Origin of the sequence: Paenibacillus amylolyticus (assembly GCF_051136285.1) — a bacterium.
GTDB lineage: Bacteria > Bacillota > Bacilli > Paenibacillales > Paenibacillaceae > Paenibacillus > Paenibacillus amylolyticus_F.
The window spans coordinates 3,189,788-3,203,932 of the sequence record NZ_CP194938.1 but is presented as its reverse complement, the minus strand read 5'-3'; the positions used below and the strand labels follow the sequence as shown (position 1 = coordinate 3,203,932).

At 47.1% G+C, this 14,145-nt stretch carries 14 protein-coding genes and 1 pseudogene; 12 read left to right on the top strand and 3 right to left on the bottom strand.

The window, feature by feature from the left end; all coding sequences use genetic code 11:
* The first annotated feature begins 178 nt into the window (after positions 1 to 178).
* From ACR8BL_RS13970 to ACR8BL_RS13960, 3 genes are all read left to right on the top strand, one after another.
* Positions 179 to 775, top strand: a complete 597-nt coding sequence (locus ACR8BL_RS13970; RefSeq protein ID WP_434748231.1) for an RNA polymerase sigma factor — start codon at positions 179 to 181, stop codon at positions 773 to 775.
* Positions 772 to 1,764: an anti-sigma factor domain-containing protein gene (locus ACR8BL_RS13965; RefSeq protein ID WP_434758359.1), complete on the top strand. Its 993-nt coding sequence runs from the start codon at positions 772 to 774 to the stop codon at positions 1,762 to 1,764. Before ACR8BL_RS13970 ends, ACR8BL_RS13965 begins: the two co-directional genes overlap by 4 nt.
* 276 nt (positions 1,765 to 2,040) lie before the next feature.
* Complete coding sequence (locus ACR8BL_RS13960; RefSeq protein WP_434748230.1) at positions 2,041 to 3,564, top strand: HD-GYP domain-containing protein; 1,524 nt, start codon at positions 2,041 to 2,043, stop codon at positions 3,562 to 3,564.
* Here the strand turns inward: ACR8BL_RS13960 and ACR8BL_RS13955 are convergent.
* On the bottom strand, positions 3,557 to 4,210 hold the full coding sequence (locus tag ACR8BL_RS13955; protein ID WP_434748229.1) for a phosphatase PAP2 family protein: 654 nt from the start codon (positions 4,208 to 4,210) through the stop codon (positions 3,557 to 3,559). The two genes, ACR8BL_RS13960 and ACR8BL_RS13955, sit on opposite strands and share 8 nt — an antisense overlap.
* Positions 4,211 to 4,447: 237 nt before the next feature.
* Between ACR8BL_RS13955 and ACR8BL_RS13950 the strand changes: the two genes are divergently transcribed.
* The 8 genes from ACR8BL_RS13950 (at position 4,448) to ACR8BL_RS13915 (ending at position 10,106) form a co-directional block, all read left to right on the top strand.
* On the top strand, positions 4,448 to 5,857 hold the full coding sequence (locus ACR8BL_RS13950; protein ID WP_434748228.1) for a sensor histidine kinase: 1,410 nt from the start codon (positions 4,448 to 4,450) through the stop codon (positions 5,855 to 5,857).
* A gap of 105 nt (positions 5,858 to 5,962) precedes the next feature.
* A complete protein-coding gene (locus ACR8BL_RS13945; RefSeq protein ID WP_434756358.1) occupies positions 5,963 to 7,228 on the top strand; it encodes an MFS transporter in 1,266 nt (421 codons plus the stop codon).
* Positions 7,229 to 7,301: 73 nt separating this feature from the next.
* Positions 7,302 to 7,982: an oxidoreductase gene (locus ACR8BL_RS13940; protein ID WP_434748226.1), complete on the top strand. Its 681-nt coding sequence runs from the start codon at positions 7,302 to 7,304 to the stop codon at positions 7,980 to 7,982.
* A 129-nt stretch (positions 7,983 to 8,111) separates the two neighbouring features.
* A complete protein-coding gene (locus ACR8BL_RS13935; protein WP_434748225.1) occupies positions 8,112 to 8,486 on the top strand; it encodes a RidA family protein in 375 nt (124 codons plus the stop codon).
* A 158-nt stretch (positions 8,487 to 8,644) separates the two neighbouring features.
* Positions 8,645 to 9,334, top strand: a complete 690-nt coding sequence (locus tag ACR8BL_RS13930) for a helix-turn-helix domain-containing protein (RefSeq protein ID WP_434748033.1) — start codon at positions 8,645 to 8,647, stop codon at positions 9,332 to 9,334.
* A gap of 80 nt (positions 9,335 to 9,414) precedes the next feature.
* Positions 9,415 to 9,552: a hypothetical protein gene (locus tag ACR8BL_RS13925; protein ID WP_434748032.1), complete on the top strand. Its 138-nt coding sequence runs from the start codon at positions 9,415 to 9,417 to the stop codon at positions 9,550 to 9,552.
* Positions 9,533 to 9,859 (top strand): DDE-type integrase/transposase/recombinase, encoded by a 327-nt coding sequence (locus ACR8BL_RS13920; protein ID WP_434748224.1) that lies wholly within the window; start codon positions 9,533 to 9,535, stop codon positions 9,857 to 9,859. Before ACR8BL_RS13925 ends, ACR8BL_RS13920 begins: the two co-directional genes overlap by 20 nt.
* On the top strand, positions 9,819 to 10,106 hold the full coding sequence (locus tag ACR8BL_RS13915; protein ID WP_434748223.1) for an IS3 family transposase: 288 nt from the start codon (positions 9,819 to 9,821) through the stop codon (positions 10,104 to 10,106). Before ACR8BL_RS13920 ends, ACR8BL_RS13915 begins: the two co-directional genes overlap by 41 nt.
* A 156-nt stretch (positions 10,107 to 10,262) precedes the next feature.
* Here ACR8BL_RS13915 and ACR8BL_RS13910 read toward each other — a convergent pair whose 3' ends face one another.
* On the bottom strand, positions 10,263 to 11,021 hold the full coding sequence (locus tag ACR8BL_RS13910; protein WP_434748222.1) for a tryptophan-rich sensory protein: 759 nt from the start codon (positions 11,019 to 11,021) through the stop codon (positions 10,263 to 10,265).
* Between the two features lie 231 nt (positions 11,022 to 11,252).
* Here ACR8BL_RS13910 and ACR8BL_RS13905 point away from each other — a divergent pair.
* Positions 11,253 to 12,138 (top strand): annotated as a pseudogene (locus tag ACR8BL_RS13905) (arsenic resistance protein).
* A 385-nt stretch (positions 12,139 to 12,523) separates the two neighbouring features.
* Here ACR8BL_RS13905 and ACR8BL_RS13900 read toward each other — a convergent pair.
* Positions 12,524 to 14,140 (bottom strand): response regulator transcription factor, encoded by a 1,617-nt coding sequence (locus tag ACR8BL_RS13900; RefSeq protein ID WP_434748221.1) that lies wholly within the window; start codon positions 14,138 to 14,140, stop codon positions 12,524 to 12,526.
* Between the last annotated feature and the right edge of the window lie 5 nt (positions 14,141 to 14,145).

The window sequence follows — 14,145 nt, the reverse complement described above, 5'->3', positions numbered from 1 at the left end:
AGAAATATTGGAAAAATGATCAGAAAAAATACTGGGAACAATTTTTTTGAAAAATGCTCGAAAGAAATGAAAAAGTGTTTAGAAGAAATAAATTAAAAAAATGTTCGTAGGGGTAATCCTCTTCAAACGTTTCTGCGTAGGTTATAATATGAGGGAAGATACAGAAAGGGGCCCTCGGATGACTGAATCAGTAGAGGACAGCAGGTTAATGCAGCGGATTGCAGAACGTGACGCTTCTGCACTTGAACTGTTATATGACCGTTATGAACGGGCCGTTTATTCTTTCGCCTACCGAATTGTTGGTGATCCGATGACGGCAGAGGAGACCGTGCAGGAACTTTTCCTGCGAATCTGGAATAATGCGGAACGATTTGATGCCTCACAGGGGAAGCTGACCACATGGATGTTTGCGATTACGCGTAACATCGCAGTGGACATGCTGAGGCGGAGATCGAAAGGAGCAGCAGCCACTTCAGTTGAGCATGAGACACTGGCGGCGTACGCTGACGAATATACAAATACAGAAGAAGAGGTTCAACGTAAATGGGAGGGCGCGCGTATCAAAGAAGCGTTGTCCCATTTGAACGGGGATCAGAAGCAAGTGATAGAATCGATATATTATGCAGGTTTAACGCAACAAGAAGTATCCAGCCGATTCGGGATTCCGCTGGGTACGGTGAAGAGCCGTGTCAGGCTTGCGATGCGGCAGCTCCAGAAGCTGCTCGCTGATGCTGAATTGCATCCGGACGCAGGAAGGGAGGGCATACATCCATGATAGAACGACATGAGGAGTGGTCTGATCTGGCACCGATGTATGTGCTGGGCGGACTGGAAGCAGAGGAAGTGGCGGCATTTGAAGCACATATGTCAAATTGTGAAGTATGTCGTCAGGAGGTAAGGGAATTGCAGGAAGTAACTGGCTTCCTGCCACTGGCGGCGGAACCTGTAGCACCGCCGCAAGGCATGCGAGCACGTGTGCTGGGCAACGTGCTCGGCCAGGCGCAGGAGAGCACCGGCGTGGCGCCGGCGGTTGCTCCTGCGCAGCAGCCTGAAGCACCCGCATCCGCGGTGCTTCAGGAAGACCTTGCGCCGCAGCACGAACGTGCGGCGCAGCCCGGGCCTGGCCTGCCGCCAGCGGCGGTGCCTGCGGCCCGGGCCAAGGAGGCTGCCCAGGTACAGCTGGGGCAGCCACAAGAGCGCGCGCGTGCGCGCGGTGGCCGCGCTTGGCGCGCAGCCAGTGCGGGCCTCGCGGCAGCGGCGCTGGTGCTCGGCGTCTACACAGCGCAGCTGCAGAGCCGCATCGACTCGCTGACGCAGCAAGCCGAAGGCGCGTCGGCTGCGCAGGAGCAGCTGGCTCAGGCGCAAGCGCAGAATGCACAGCTGCAAGAGAAGCTCGCCTCAGCTATGGCGCCAGCGCAAGGCATGAAAACGGGTGAGGCCGTCAAGCTTAGCCCGGCCACGCAGGATATTGTTGCACAAGGTCTTGCGACCATCGTGATCGACAGCAAAGGAACACATCTCGTGGTACAGGCTGAGAAGTTGCCTGTACTGGAAGGTAACCAGGCATTTCAGGTTTGGCTGATCAAGGGGGACACCCCTAAAAATGCCGGGACATTCCTGAGTCAGGACGGTACCGGAGCAGTCTACTATACACTGGATTCCGCGAACGATTATGACACCGTTGCGATTACGCTTGAACCGGATGCTCTGGGAGATCAACCACGCGGCACGATGATTTTGGCAGCGAAAATTAAAACGAGTTAAACATTAGAACGTTTAAAGAAGTCTTGAAAAATATGCAAAACGATAATAAAAGGCTGCTCCCAAGGGAGCGGCCTTTTATTATGTGATTCCCGAAACAATCCTCGAAACGAATGATCCCCTCAGAGAATATTGTTGCCGGATGAGAGAGAAGTATTTTTCAGAGGATTTTATTAATTTTTTTGGTGGGAATAGCCGATAAACATAGAGGAGAAATCATCCTTATTATCCCTTTTTTATTAGGGCAGAACAGGTTAGACATGAGAGCGAGGGATTAGATTGGAAGTATATCGTGCATTTATCTTCCGTCTGCTACGCAATTATCTGATTGGTTCGTTATCAGCCATCTTTGTTGTGGGTACCGTGGTAATGGTTTCAACCTTGCAGATACCCAATATTCAATATGTTCGATTAATTATCATTGTACTCATTTCAATTCTGTTTATGCTGGTTGCAGAGTTGATCACCCTGTGGGCTCAATTGGGCCCGATACGGCAATTTTTCGCTGCGGAGCATCATGATAAAGCTGAATTAAACCGGATGTATGAGAGGATTCACCGCTTTCCAGGACAGACCATATATCGCATTATTGGACCGCATATGTTGGGTTTTTCTCTGCCTGCTGCTGGACTTACCCTGTGGATGATCTCTACGGGCTGGCTGGAAATTCCCTATGGGTATGTCATTGTTGCAGCTGTGTGCGCGTTCTTGATTGCAATTATGCATGCTCTGATCGAATATTATCTTACGGTGAGGGCAGTAAGGCCGCTACTTCTCGAAGTTCGGCGCAGAGGAAAGGCATTATATGGCATGGAGCCTTCGCTAGGTGGACGCATTCTTGTATCCATACAACGGAAGTTTCAGACCAGTACTGCACTCATCGGTTTATTTCCGTTGTGTTTATTTTTTCTGGCTACTTATATCCGGCTCCAGTATATAGACCCACATTTTGCGAAAGAATATACACTCTGGGGTGTGATTATCGTTATTTTGGGCGCAGGATTCTCCATGGTGGGCAGCTGGCTTTTAATTCGGGATGTTCGTGATCCAGTAGCAGAACTGACACAAGAGATGAACCGGATTCAGGGAGGCGAGTTCGGCAGAAGAACCCCGGATCTGTATGCAGATGAATTTTCGCAATTAATTTCCGGGTTTAATATGATGATTAACCGGTTGGAAATGAGACAGGAGCGCAATCGGCAGTTGCTGCAAAGTTATTTTTCTCTGCTGGCGGCTGCACTGGATGCCCGGGATAAATACACGGCGGGTCACTCCATGCGCGTAGCGGAGTATTCCATTCTCATCGGCAGGCTGAGCGGCATGAACGATGAACAGGCCGACTTGTTGTACAAATCTGCATTGCTTCATGATATCGGGAAAATCGGTATACCGGACGAAGTATTGCTAAAAGACGGGAAGCTCAGTGACGAGGAATTTGCAATTATTCGCACACATCCTGTGTTAGGCGAGAGTATTTTGCTTCAAATCGAACCTGTGGATGCCATGGCGGACTTTCTGCCCGGGGTGCGATCCCATCATGAGAGGTATGACGGAAAAGGATATCCTGATGGCATGGCAGGAGAGGATATTCCGCTGTTTGGTCGCATTATTGCGGTAGCGGATGCTTTTGATGCGATGACGTCAGACCGACCGTACCGGAATGGAATGAGCGATGAGAGAGCGCTTATGATTCTGGAGGAAGGGAAGGGGACCCAATGGGACCCCTACTTTGCAGGTTTGTTTATTGACGAATGGAGACGGCAGACACAGTTGGGGAAAAAGCCCGAAGAGGGGGTTAGTTGACCCCCTCGGTCCATTGGGGCTCTTTTCTACGACGTCGATAAAGAGCCAGTCCGGTAACGATTGTGAAGATACATTCACCGAGAATAATTGCACCTATGGCGTCGTAAATGACATGTTGTTTGATGAGCAGTGTCGATATAATAATCAGGGACGCGCCAGCAGCCACGGCCACCTTGATGGATTTTCGGATGTTTGCAACCGACAGAACGGCACGCATCACCAGGTAAGAGTGCAGAGCGTGAATACTGGGAAAACAGTTAAATGGACGATCCTGGCTGTAGAGCCATCCGATGACCGCTGAGCCCAGACCAGAGCCAGTTAATTCCGGCCGCGGAACCATGGTTTGGAAATTGAAGTAGATCAGGTAACAGATCCAGACACAGATGTTCATGGATAACAAGACCCGGTAATACATAAGTCGATCCTTGGCACACAGATAGGCCAGCACACCGAATACAAACGGATACCATCCTAAATAAGGAATCGACATCGCAGGTATAAATGGAATCATCCGGTCAACTGGCGAGTTCAGGACAAGATAACCGCGCTCCGGACTGTTCAGAATATCATAGAAGAGTCCCATGACAGCCAAAGATAACATCAGACTTAACGACAGCCAGTAGGATTTGTATTTTAGAGATTGCACTGCATTAATGCTCCTTTCATCATGCTCTGAGCAAACATGACCATAGCGATAAATATTAAAAATTGAACAACAATATATTTTACTATGTCTCACACACAAATTGAATCCTCATTTTGTGTATTTTTTTGCTTCTTTTTGGCGGTGTTCCCATACCGATGTAGGCGTAGCATGATATGATGTAAAAATACGAACAAAATAAGCACTTGGGTTATAACGTCGAACAACAGGAGTGAGTTCATGCAATTTTCGAAAATGTTCGTACTTAATATGGGGATGCTTATTACGATCGCATATCTAGCGAGTGTGTTTTACAAATATATTGTAATACGTACCTCTTCCCGAGTGAAACAGGTCAGTTCAGTACTTGTGCTTATTTTGGCAGGCTGGATCAGTACGGTGTTTGGATTTCAGCTGAATGATGAAGTCGTTTTTGATCTTCGTTATGTTCCCCTAATTGTTGCTGTTCTGTCATACAGACAACCGTATAGTGTAATGATTATAGGTGTGGGGATTGGATTATCGAGGCTAACCTTTGGTATTACCGATGCGACCGTCGCCGCGGTAATTAACATGTCTCTCCTGGGATTGCTCTGTGCGGGACTCAATATATGGATGCGACGCAGCAGCCACAGACTTATTGTGAAAGGAATCATCGTTACCCTGATTGTGAATGTTGTAAATAGTGTGAACATCGCCTTCGTGGGTGTCATCCCTACCGCCTATTTCTTCTCACACATTATGCCTTATACGCTTCCTACCGGAGTTGCTCTTAGTCTTATATTTGCATTTATCTTACGCGATTTTCAGAATGAACAAAATCGAATTCTGTTGATCCAGAGCACAAATCGGCTCTTATCCGTGCAGAAGGAAGAGTTGCAGAAAGCTCAGATTGTACTGGAGGAACGTGCCAAACAATTGACGATTGCCTCACAGTACAAGTCCGAGTTCTTGGCGAATATGTCTCATGAGTTGCGTACACCGCTCAACAGTGTCATTAACTTTGCCCAGATGATTAGCGAGAATGCCGATACCATGGATCAGGATGAGATTGTGCGTTTTGCGGGCATGATTGATCAATCTGGACAAGAACTCCTCAGGCTAATCAACGATATTCTTGATCTGTCCAAAGTTGAAGCTGGACGGCTGGATATTGTACTTGAAGATATCAGTCTGAGTCAGTTAATCGAAGATGCCATGAATCATTTTGGTCTTGTTGCAGACAAAAAAGGTATTGAGCTTGTTCTTCAGAAGCAAAATGGATTGCCAGATACACTTTGGTCTGACCCGCAGCGTGTGCAACAAATTTTGCGGAATTTAATGTCCAATGCCATCAAATTTACGCCAAAAGGGAAGGTCACCCTGAATGTGAGCACCAAACAGACCAAACAGGCAGGCAGTGTAAACCATTGGCTCGTTTTTTCTGTACAGGATACGGGGATCGGCATTCCGAAGGACAAGCATCATTCGATATTTGAAGCTTTTCAGCAGGCAGACGGTTCAATTAGCCGAAAATTTGGAGGAACCGGACTGGGTCTTTCAATCAGCAGAGATTTGGCGAGATTACTGGGTGGATCAATTAAACTTGAGAGTGCTGAGGGCGAGGGGAGCATCTTCCATCTGTGGCTTCCGCTCACCGTGAAAAAATGAGTTGACAACCTCTGTGCCGTGAGTAGAATTTGGGGTGACAACTAGCATCGACCGGCAAGCTTAACCCGGTCTAAGGAGTGTATCCCCATACAGAAGATGGTCAAGATGAACCCCTCTTCGTTGACAGGCAAGCCACGGCGCAAGGGTTCGACACAACGCACGAATTTATCAATTGCAACATGGGAGGGCGTACCGGCAATTATTTTGCAAACACTGCTGGGCGGTCCATTTCTAACCGGGTTTTTGCTGTACCTTGGGGCCGGGTCGAGACATATCGGCTTTGTGCTCGCGATTACCACGTTTGTAAACATCGCGCAGATCGGCGCAGCATACTGGATGCAGCGTATTCGAAGCCGAAAGCGGGCGCTTCTGCTGTTTGTCGGAGCTCATCGGATCTTATGGAGTGCAACGGGATTGATTCCGTTTATTTTCCCCAAGGAGTGGTGGGTCAGTGTTTATATTGGCTTATACACAATCGCTTTCATATGTAATACTATCGGCGGTATGATCTGGACATCCCTGATAGGTGACATTGTACCTGCCAAGGTAAGAGGACGTTATTTCGGGATACGAAATACAATTCTGAATGCACTTGGAAGCGTTTGTTTATTTGGCGGCGGTATTTTGCTGGATCGTTATCCGGGAGAGACCGGATTTCTAATTTTGTTCATTCCCGTATGGATCTGTGCAATTGCCAATACCGTCATCTATTTCTTTTATCCGGATCTTCCTTTTGAACGTTCCACAGAGAGAGCATTCTCACGGATGTTCATCAAACCGTTTCAGGATCGGGTTTTCCTGAAGGCGACCCTCTTTTTGGCGGTATGGTTGCTGATCCAGACGTTAATTGTTCCGCTCTATTCCTACGTGATGCTCGATTTGCTCAAGGTCAGTTATCAGATGGTCTCTCTCATCACAGTTGTGCAAACACTGGTGATGATGGGGGGATTCTATATTTGGGGCAACCTGAATGCCAGATACAGCAACAAAACGCTGTTGTTCTGGACACTGCCCGTAATTGCCTTGTCCTGCCTGTCGTGGGGATTAATGTCCTTTGCTCCGGTATTGGTTGCGTTGTTCCTGTCCCACATTTTTCTCGGGATCGGCGTCGGCGGTTTTAACCAACTCGCGTTCAATTTTACGATTGGCGATACACCGAAAAGTGAAAGACCCATGTTTATAGCGGTGTATTCGGCTCTGACCGGCGTAACGTCGTTTATTGGTCCATTGATTGGTGGCTGGTTATACGAGAAGATGGGAACTCTCTCGGAAGCGATGAACTGGATATCCATCTACGGATTCCAAGTTGGAGTTGGTACAGTGATGCTGTTGCTAACGTTTACCTTGGGACGTCGTATACTTTTAAAATAGAAACAGAAAAGCTGATCATAATGCTCATCGATAGGATACTCAGCTATATTGAACAGATTGGGGGGATGGATGGATGAATCATCCTGAACGCAAAGCGATGGTGATCGGGGCTACTGGACTGGTGGGCGGACTTCTCGTTCGCAGCCTGCTGGAGCACTCGGCGTATAGCGAAGTTCGCATTGTGGTCAGGCGCAGGCTTGATCTGGAACACCCTGAACTGAAGCAACACGTTGTGGATTGGGAGCAGCTTGAGGGTCAAGGGCATTTGTTTGAAGGAATCGATGACCTGTACTGCTGTCTGGGTACGACGATTAAGAAAGCAGGCAGTCAGGAGAACTTCCGCGAAGTGGATTACCACTATCCGGTTCGTGCAGCGACGCTGGCAAAGCAGCATGGTGTGGAGCAGATGTTGGTGATTTCTTCGATGGGAGCGAATGCAGATTCGCGTGTGTTTTATAGTCGGACCAAGGGTGAGATGGAGGATGCTCTTTCCAATGTCGGGTTCTGTGCCTTGCATATTTTCCGTCCATCACTCATTCTGGGGGATCGCGGCGAGAAACGTGCGGGAGAACAATTTGCTGCACATGTCATGACCTTTCTGGATCGCTGGATGAAAGGCCGTTTAGATAAGTATCGGGCTATTCATGCGTCAACAATCGCTCAAGCAATGATAAATGTCGCCATGGTTCAGACAAAGGGCAATCACGTCTATTCCAATGAAGTAATTCATGCGCTTGGGGTGCAGGATGCTTAAGACTTGCGGGACATATGGCGGTAAGCGTTTCTTGTCAGAACTGGAGCATGATATAATAGGTTTTAAAAATAAAAGCATCCTTGTCTCCATCTGGCGGCGGGGTAGCGAACACAAAGGAGTACCTGTCGAATGAAAAAAGCAATCTCGACCGAACGGGCGCCAGGCGCCATTGGTCCATACAGTCAGGCAGTAGATGCTGGTGATTTCATCTACACATCTGGTCAACTGGGCCTGAATCCGCAAACCGGTGAATTCGGTGCGGATGTACAGGAACAGACTCGCCTTTCTCTGAGCAATGTCAGAGCGATTCTGGAAGCAGCAGGCACAAGCATGGATAAAGTGGTGAAAACAACCGTGTTCCTGAAGGATATGAATGACTTCGTTCCTGTAAATGAAGTATATAGCAGCTTCTTTACACAGCCTTATCCTGCACGTAGTGCTGTAGAAGTTGCACGTTTGCCGAAGGATGCGCTGGTGGAGATTGAAGTGATTGCGCTGAAATAGGAGGATATTTCAGTTTCTCCGCAGGATGAGCAATCGGATCCTGTTCTGCGTTCATTTACAGCAAAAAGCCGATTAAGGGTCGATTGATATGCTCCCATCATAGTAGACAGTAGAAAAAAACAAAACTTTCTACGTCTACTATGCTGGGAGTTTTTCTAATGTCTAAACGAAGCCAGGTGTCCCTTGAAGCGAAACTACGCGCAGTGAAGCAGTGCCTTGCGTTGGAGTCCAGTCCAAACCAGGAAGCCAAGCAATTAGGATGTAGTGCGTATACGATCAGGCAATGGATATGGAAATATAAAGAAGAGGGCTTGCGCGGATTAGTGGAATCAAGAACATGGCATGCGTACTCCAACGAGCTTAAACAAGCTGCCGTGCAGGATGTATTGTCTGGAAGTTCCTCCATAGAAAAGGCAATCCAAACCTATCATATTTCAAGCCGAAGCGTTTTATCGAGATGGATTTCCAAGTATACTCAAGAGATCGTATGGAAAAACACCCTTCAAGGTAAAGGACGATCTCACATGAAAAAAGGACGTAAAACCACATTCGAGGAACGAATCGAAATTGTGAAATATACCCTCGCACATGAACTGGACTATCAGAAAGCGACTGAGAAGTATGATGTGTCTTATTCGCAAGTATATGCATGGGTTCGGAAATATCAAGCAGGTCAAGAAGAGGCTCTCCAAGATCGTCGGGGGCGTAAAAAGCCTGTAGAAGAACTGAGCGAGCAGGAACAACTCAAGCTGCGGATCAAGGAACTGGAAGCCCGAAACGAATACCTGGAGATGGAGAATGCCTTCGCAAAAAAGTTGGCAGAGATCGGGCGACGAAAACCACGTTAACCCTGGTCAGGCATGTAGAACGGTATCAAGCGATACAAGAACTACACCGTGAAAAGGGATACGCTATTGCGGTATTATGTGTGTTAGCTGATGTAGCACGATCTTCCTATTACAAATGGTTAAAATGGATACCTTCTGCCAGAGAACGTGAAGTACGTATGCTGGCTAAAGAAGTGAAGCGTCGTTATGACAAGCGAGATGGAATCAGTCATTCGTAAAAAACGGCTACATTACGTGAGTGCCACAGCGATCCATGTAGCTGAAAACAAAATGAATCGCAACTTTGATGCCCCTGCTCCAAATGTCAAATGGTCTACCGATGTGACAGAACTGAAGTATGGAAATGGGCGTAAAGCTTATTTAAGTGCCATTATTGACCTATACGATAACTCCATTGTTTCATGGGTACTGGGTCATTCCAACAACAATAAACTCGTGATGGATACTGAAAAAAGCGTACGTCAAGCATCCAGGTGTGTCCCCAATGATCCAAAGCGACAGAGGCTTTCAGTACACGTCTCATGAGTATAAAAGGCTCCAGTTGAAGTACGGATTTACAAAGAGCATGTCTCGTGTAAGTCGCTGTTTGGATAACCAGCCCATTGAACGATTTTGGGGCACATACAAGTCAGAAAGTTATTATCTTACGAAGTATGACACCTATGAAGCTCTGTACTGCGCAGTTCGTCGTTATATGCGCTACTACAACAACTACCGTTACACAGAGTGTCTGGACGGTTTGTCTCCGAACGAATACCGAAGAGCAGCATAACAAAGATACCTCAGCACGTCATCCGAGCTAAGGTATCCAAACGAATCATTTTTGTTTTTTTAAAGTGTCTACTTGACGGGGAGCAGTTCACGATTGACCTGAAATCGGCTTTTTGCTTTTGGTTTGTTTTATATTATATCAGTTGAACAAGGGTATTTAATCACGGTCTTGATTGCGAGCAAGGAACAGCCACACAGCATAAACCGCCAGGACAATGGCAATGCCAATCCCCGTATAATAGATAGAAGTAATATCCTTTTGTTTGAGGGCAATAGCGATGTAAGCCCAAGTGAATACCAGCGGATACACACTGTCGCGATAACGGAAGCTGACAAGCACGGCCAGAACCATACCAACGATCAGCATAATGATGGTCCAAGCGGTCTCACTAATGCCGAATCCATCCCATCCAATCTTATACAAATAAACGGCTGCATTAACAATAGTAGCTACGCTGACCCATCCCAGATAGATGCTAAATGGTAGTTTGACAAGCCAGATCTCGGCTGTGGTTGGCATGGTAATCAATCGTGTTTTGACATACAGCATAATCAGACTGAGCAGAAGTAATACGATAATCAGCAAAGCGAGTCCGGTCTGCAGGTTTTGAAAAGCAAAAATCCACGCCACGTTAAAGACACAGCTGGCCAGAAACCAGTATCCAAGACGGGTGATCGAATTGTTTTTCCAGGATGCAGGGGTGAACTGATAGATGATGAATCCTGCCAGGAGCAGGTAGATCAAGCCCCATATGGCAAAGGCGTAACCTGAAGGTGTCAGCAGTACAGGGTACATATCCGAAACTTCCTTGTTTGTTTTGCCGCCAATCGGCAGTGCATTGGAGAGATAGTTGACAATAATCACAGCAATAAAACCGATGGCATTTAACCACTTATATGGATTGTTACGGGACATGGCATTTCCTCCTTGGTTTAATAATGTAATGAACCGCGGGTCAGTCTACAATGAATATACCCACTAATCACTCGTTCTAATAATCCGTACGCAAAATAGACAGACAATGACCTTACAAAATTGTACGTATGATCTGGCTACACCGGAATGGAATTGTACTCTGTCCCAGTGTACGCTGCAATAGACAGGAATATGTCCTTATCAGGTGGTTTGGCACATAGGGGGAGAGATATGTTAACCAGAGAAATAATGGAGAGACAGAAGACCTGGTTCTATGTCAGTGCTTTATTGGCAGGTGCATGGATCGGCTTGGCCGCTCCGGAATGGGGAAATACACTGCATTATGCGATGTCACCAATTCTTGCTGTGCTACTCTATAGTATGTTTTTACAAATTCCGTTTATGGAGCTTCTAGCATCCTGGACGAATCGGCGTTTTATGGCTGCGCTGCTCATAGCCAATTTTATTGTTGTTCCTGTAGTTGTATGGATGCTTACGCTTGTTTTTCCACAAACTCCGGGTGTATTGATGGGTGTTTATCTAGTATTGTTAACTCCTTGTATTGATTACGTCATCGTGTTTACACAGCTGGGGAAAGGGGACGAGAAGCTGATGCTGGCAGCAACTCCGCTGCTGTTTGTGGTGCAGATGATTTTGCTTCCAGGGTATCTTTGGTTATTCATGGGCAGTGATGACACAAGTATTGTGCAAAAAGGGTGCAAGTGCGCAGCGGTTACTTCATGCGACGGCATGGCTCCCGGTTCCGTTGATGGCACTCGCCCTGGTTGTCGTTGTAGCTTCCCAGATGGGTAAGGTCTACAATGATCTGAACAGTATTGTGAATGTCATTCCAATCTACGCTGCATTCCTCATCATTATGCCCCTCATATCCAGGTTTATTGCAAAGCTTTTCCAACTGGATACAGGTGCTGGCCGAGCATTAATTTTTAGTGCATCTACCCGTAATTCACTGGTTGTTCTGCCTTTGGCACTGTCCCTCTCGCCAGAGTGGGCAACGATTGCGGCGGCGGTCATTGTTATGCAGACGATGGTGGAGCTTGCAGGAGAGTTGATCTATATCCGGTTTGTGCCCAGTGTGATCCTGAGAGATCGGTAACTATGTCTCCCTTCCAATAAGGATTGGTATGATATAATGTTTTTAATAGGACCATATTTGGTAAATTGAAGGAGGTATATCGATCAATACGTATTGGAAAGTGATGTTCTATCTGGATATTGCTATATTGCTATTTGCCTTTATCTATTTTCCCATCATGGCTAAAAAAACGGGTGATAACTTCCCTTATGTACTTATGTCCATTTTTGCAATAGGAGCGGTCTTTCGAATGATATATTACTTTAGAAAAAAGAAAGCCAATAAGCCATCCTGACAATAAACTTGCGTTGCTGTAAACGTAAGGCATAAAGAGGACTTCCGACAGATCATGTCGAGAAGTCCTCTTTTTTATCAGTACAGTTTGGTTATGAACTTTATGAACCTGTTACAACTTGGTTTTTCGATATTCCGCAGGGGTTATGCCTTCCATCTTTTTAAATACCTTGCTGAAATACTTTTCATCCTGGAAACCGACCATTTCCGAGACTTTGGCAACTCGCAAGGAGGGATTCTGCAGCAGAAGCTTGGCGCTATTAATCCGCAGCTTGCCGAGATATTCTGACCAGTTCAGCCCGAACTGCTGTTTGAATTTACGCGAGATGTACTCCCTGCTCAGATAAAAGCGTGCTGCCATCTGTTGTAATGACAAGTCCTCTTGATAATGGGCTTCCATGTAGCGTGCGATTTCACGCATTGGATCAGGATCGGCGTGCCGCTGAGCTGTGAGTGCCTTGCCGGCTGCAAGCAATCGTTGCTCCAGCAGAGAACGAAGGATCGGGAATGAAAGTAGACCTTGGTGGTCGAAGGGTAACTCCGCAAAAGGAGGAAACTGATCCTCAATATTGTCCTCCTCCGGGCAAAGGGAGCCTTCGGCATCATCTAACCAGCGGCTGAGCATCCATTCCAGCTCTTGCATCCATTGTTGCAACTGCTCTGCGTTGATCACCTCCAGCTTGGTGAGTGGTTCAAGCCACTCCGTGACGGTGTCGGATACACTCGAAGCACGGCAGCTCATGGCAGCTATACGCATAGATTCTTCAAAAGCAGTCAGCCGTTTACCCTTACTCCTGATCGAAGATTCATGAGTGGAGTGGATATGCTGCTGCGTATCAATCGTGTTGCGTCTCCACAATTTGGAGCTGGCATCCAGATAGGCTGCCGAAATACCAGCAGGGTAGTTTTCACAGGTAGATATCCCGAAATGAAGTCTGCGCTGAATCGTCTGCTCCAACCCATCGTTAATGCTTTCCAGAATACGTACCAGTGAGGACTGTGACCCCCAGTGAAGCAGTACAATTTCATCCGGCTGGTTAAGCTGACGGAATGTGACACCTTCGGCTGGCGTGCTTAACATCTCGGCGCAGATGTTAAGCACCGAGAATACCAGCAGATCCGGCTGACTGCGGTATTTAGCTAAACAATCCGCATCCAGATGGGACAGACTGGTGACAGCAACACAGCACATTGGAATGGAACAGGGGAGATTCAGCTCTTCCTGTAATCGCTCTATATTTGAAGAAGTACTGCCTCTGCCAATGGCCAGCTCGGTGAGCAGGCGATCCTGATAATGCGGACGCATGCGATTCACTACGATGGATTGTTTGGTGGACTCTGTGCGTACGGTATGCTCATCCTCCCAGGCCTTCACGGCTTTGACCAAGGATGCATTTAATTCGTCTGCCTCAACGGGTTTCAGCAAGTAGTCCATACCACCATGGCGAATCGCGTGCCTTACCAGTTCAAAATCGTCATATCCGCTAATAACAATCACTTTACTATGAGGGGCATGAGCTGAGATCCACTCAAGCAAGGCCATTCCGTCCTTGCCAGGCATGCGCATATCACTCAGTATAATCTCGGGTTGATGCACTGTAATTGCTTCGATCGCTTCGTTTCCGTCCGCTGCTTCCAGTAAGACATCAATCCCCAGGCTATCCCAATGACCAAGAAGTTGGATGGCATGGCGAACATGCTGTTCATCATCAACAAGCAGTGCTTTCATGTTGT

What these genes read in the sequence shown, in the direction of transcription:
- ACR8BL_RS13945 (WP_434756358.1), top strand. Translation starts at nt 5,963, where the DNA reads ATGAACCCCTCTTCGTTGACAGGCAAGCCACGGCGCAAGGGTTCGACA.
- ACR8BL_RS13935 (WP_434748225.1), top strand. Translation starts at nt 8,112, where the DNA reads ATGAAAAAAGCAATCTCGACCGAACGGGCGCCAGGCGCCATTGGTCCA.
- ACR8BL_RS13930 (WP_434748033.1), top strand. Translation starts at nt 8,645, where the DNA reads ATGTCTAAACGAAGCCAGGTGTCCCTTGAAGCGAAACTACGCGCAGTG.
- ACR8BL_RS13910 (WP_434748222.1), bottom strand. Translation starts at nt 11,021, where the DNA reads ATGTCCCGTAACAATCCATATAAGTGGTTAAATGCCATCGGTTTTATT.
- ACR8BL_RS13915 (WP_434748223.1), top strand. Translation starts at nt 9,819, where the DNA reads ATGATCCAAAGCGACAGAGGCTTTCAGTACACGTCTCATGAGTATAAA.
- ACR8BL_RS13965 (WP_434758359.1), top strand. Translation starts at nt 772, where the DNA reads ATGATAGAACGACATGAGGAGTGGTCTGATCTGGCACCGATGTATGTG.
- ACR8BL_RS13900 (WP_434748221.1), bottom strand. Translation starts at nt 14,140, where the DNA reads ATGAAAGCACTGCTTGTTGATGATGAACAGCATGTTCGCCATGCCATC.
- ACR8BL_RS13970 (WP_434748231.1), top strand. Translation starts at nt 179, where the DNA reads ATGACTGAATCAGTAGAGGACAGCAGGTTAATGCAGCGGATTGCAGAA.
- ACR8BL_RS13950 (WP_434748228.1), top strand. Translation starts at nt 4,448, where the DNA reads ATGCAATTTTCGAAAATGTTCGTACTTAATATGGGGATGCTTATTACG.
- ACR8BL_RS13940 (WP_434748226.1), top strand. Translation starts at nt 7,302, where the DNA reads ATGAATCATCCTGAACGCAAAGCGATGGTGATCGGGGCTACTGGACTG.
- ACR8BL_RS13920 (WP_434748224.1), top strand. Translation starts at nt 9,533, where the DNA reads ATGGAATCAGTCATTCGTAAAAAACGGCTACATTACGTGAGTGCCACA.